Source organism: Thalassobacterium maritimum, from assembly GCF_031127805.1.
GTDB lineage: Bacteria > Verrucomicrobiota > Verrucomicrobiia > Opitutales > Coraliomargaritaceae > Thalassobacterium > Thalassobacterium maritimum.
Genome location: NZ_JARXHW010000113.1, coordinates 1 through 2,483, shown reverse-complemented (window position 1 = coordinate 2,483; position 2,483 = coordinate 1). Strand labels below are relative to the sequence as shown.

Below are 2,483 nucleotides of genomic sequence, written 5' to 3'. Positions count from 1 at the left end.
AGATCGCTCCAGGGTATTCGATGCGTTGCTTGCGGGGCATGACACCACAATGCACGTATCAACATTAAGAATGTCAATGTTTATATTCTACGTTTAACCCCTTTTTTTCTAAAAGTGAACGCGCCCAGCGTTTAAAGCAAGGCCTTTCCCACGGGCTCAACCGACGTAATAGCGGCTAAAGATATATCAACCAAACAACGCGCTATGCGAATCGGTGCGGACTAAGATCAACTCAGTTTCGGTCGTCTGGTAGATCAACAGCCAGTCAGGTGAGACATGGCATTCGCGGTGACCAATGTAATTCCCAGTCAAGGCATGATCTCGATTATGCTCAGGCAAAGGCTCTTCCGCTTGCAGTGTGCGTATTATCAAAGCCAACCTATCGATGTCGTTCCCCGAAGAAAACAGCTTCTTAAAGTCCTTCTTGAACCGACTTTTACGAACGAGTTGGAGCATTAGTCCAGAAGCTCTTTAAAAAGGTCTTCGACTGTCTCAAAACGTGGAAGGTCGTCAGTAGGCTCACGCATAGCTTCCAGCGTCTCAGCGTTGGGCTGGTGGCGTGCAAAATCGAGCACCTTGCCGCGTTCATCTTCAGGCAGACGCTGTATTTCTTCGATAATCTGTGCGGCATTCATAGTGTCTAACATGGCTGTATTCCTGAATTCTTCAAGCTTCAAGATTTGAAGACGTGTGAGTCCTGGCGTGGACTTCACGAAGCGCTCTGATAGCCACTTCCGTATAAATCTGCGTGGTGTCGAGCCGTGCGTGTCCGAGTATTCGCGCCAGATCGGACCTTCGGTCTCGTCGACAACCATCGACAGCATCAATCCTCCAAAATCATCCGGTAAGGGCTCCGCCTGTATCAGGCAAACCAAGGCGTCGTTCTTGAGTGATAAAAATTTCAGATCTTCCTGCTCGTCCTTCATGGGCGAACGGGTCGCCACAAAGGATGTCAGGGCAAAAACCTCGTCCAGAGCCATTGCCCCTTCACTCACACTTCGAATCGCGCGGCATTTGTTTAAGAAACTGGCATTATCGGACGCCAAGGCGGACAATCGTTCCGGATAGGCCGCAGCAGACAGGGATGGAACGCCCCCCTGGTTAGCCTGCACGGGAACGAATTCCTGAAGGAGGGGCTGAAAAGACAACGCGGCCACAAACGTAGACGCGGGTAGTCTCGCCCGTGCCGTGGAGACGGAGAGCCCCCTGCTGACTTGCTGGACGATCGCCCAAGGCAACATTATGTCTCTTTCCTGTAGGCGGATTGCCTGAGCACTGGAACAGTGCGAGTCCGCCGTAAAACAGGAATTAGGCATAATGTTCTTGGGCGGAGAACACGGCCATCACTGCAAAACAGGGGGCGACCAGAGGCGCAACCAAGGCGGGACGGCAGATTGCAAGAAGGAGAGCCGCGAAGCGAGTGGACGCCAGTTGCCAGGTGCGGCATTGAACGAATAACGCGAGAAGATGAGCGATTATAAGAATAACGTAATGTCCCCTTCGCGAAGCCATTGTGCTATCTGTTACCGATGTCTTTGTGCCGCACCAAACCGCTGTTTTGGACAGCAGTGCTTTTCCTACTCTCCCGACATGTACTGCGCTCTCATGTCTTCCTTGCCTACAAAAACAACGTGATTGTCGCCCGGTAAACCTATCTCTAAACGCTCAAAATGAACCACCCACTCCTCTAAACCCTCCTTTACTGTTAAAGAATATTTCCGATGACTCCCTTCGCCATTATGCTTATCAAACTCAGCAATAGCAATTTCGGTGACGCCATTTTCGCTCAATTTCATAGAACTACAGCCTTGGATCAGGATGAAAAACGACAGGCACCAAAATGCTGCCAAGCAGCGCACCTCAGGAGCAATAATTACTGATCTGAGCTTCATCTCTCTTAATTCCATTTTCTAATGTCTTTTTATCTGACGCTTTTACGCACTTCTTCAAGGCGTCCTCACGACATTTTTTTCCGATCTTGTAAGCTTCACATTCTGATTTTTTCAGCATGTCCTTATATCCTGGGCCACCAACTGGTAAATACCCGTCTGGAACACTGTTGCATACATCAGATCCGTAATGAACGATGGAGAGGGGGGGGGTTCGGCACAAGGACATAGGTTACAGATAGCACAAGGACATAGGTTACACCAAAGTGGCAGGATGCCATGGAAGGAAACCGAACCTATGTCCTTGTGCCGAACCCGTAAGGAATGCGTCTGGGCTGAACTTCTGTGGAGACTTCGGCGATTGGTTGTCCAGTTGATGGACAACCACGTATTCTCGCTTGTGAATGTCGATTCCAAGCTTGAGGACGTCCGCTTTCGCTTCAGTCTGTTTATCTGATATGGGAAGGAAAAAGGGGTCAAACGTAGAATATAAATATTTTTCATTCATTTGATTCACGTATGAGATTGGTGACTCTGGAAGGGTGCCCCATGTTCAAGCGCTTGGCAATCCATGGATTCCCCGCAGTGGTCTTT

The 2,483-nt window shown here is 49.5% G+C and carries 3 protein-coding genes; all 3 read right to left on the bottom strand.

The genetic code is table 11. From position 1 onward, the window contains the following. Nucleotides 1-186 precede the first annotated feature (186 nt). The 3 genes from QEH52_RS19325 to QEH52_RS19315 all read right to left on the bottom strand — a co-directional run bounded on the left by QEH52_RS19325 (nt 187) and on the right by QEH52_RS19315 (nt 1,907). Nucleotides 187-456 (bottom strand): type II toxin-antitoxin system YafQ family toxin, encoded by a 270-nt coding sequence (locus tag QEH52_RS19325; protein WP_308952598.1) that lies wholly within the window; start codon nt 454-456, stop codon nt 187-189. Beyond that, the gene (locus QEH52_RS20825; RefSeq protein ID WP_308952597.1) at nt 456-1,316 is read right to left on the bottom strand and encodes a hypothetical protein; all 861 of its coding nucleotides are present in this window, start codon (nt 1,314-1,316) and stop codon (nt 456-458) included. Before QEH52_RS20825 ends, QEH52_RS19325 begins: the two co-directional genes overlap by 1 nt. A 261-nt stretch (nt 1,317-1,577) precedes the next feature. Continuing rightward, nucleotides 1,578-1,907, bottom strand: coding sequence for a hypothetical protein (locus QEH52_RS19315; protein ID WP_308952596.1), 330 nt, complete (start codon nt 1,905-1,907; stop codon nt 1,578-1,580). Between the last annotated feature and the right edge of the window lie 576 nt (nt 1,908-2,483).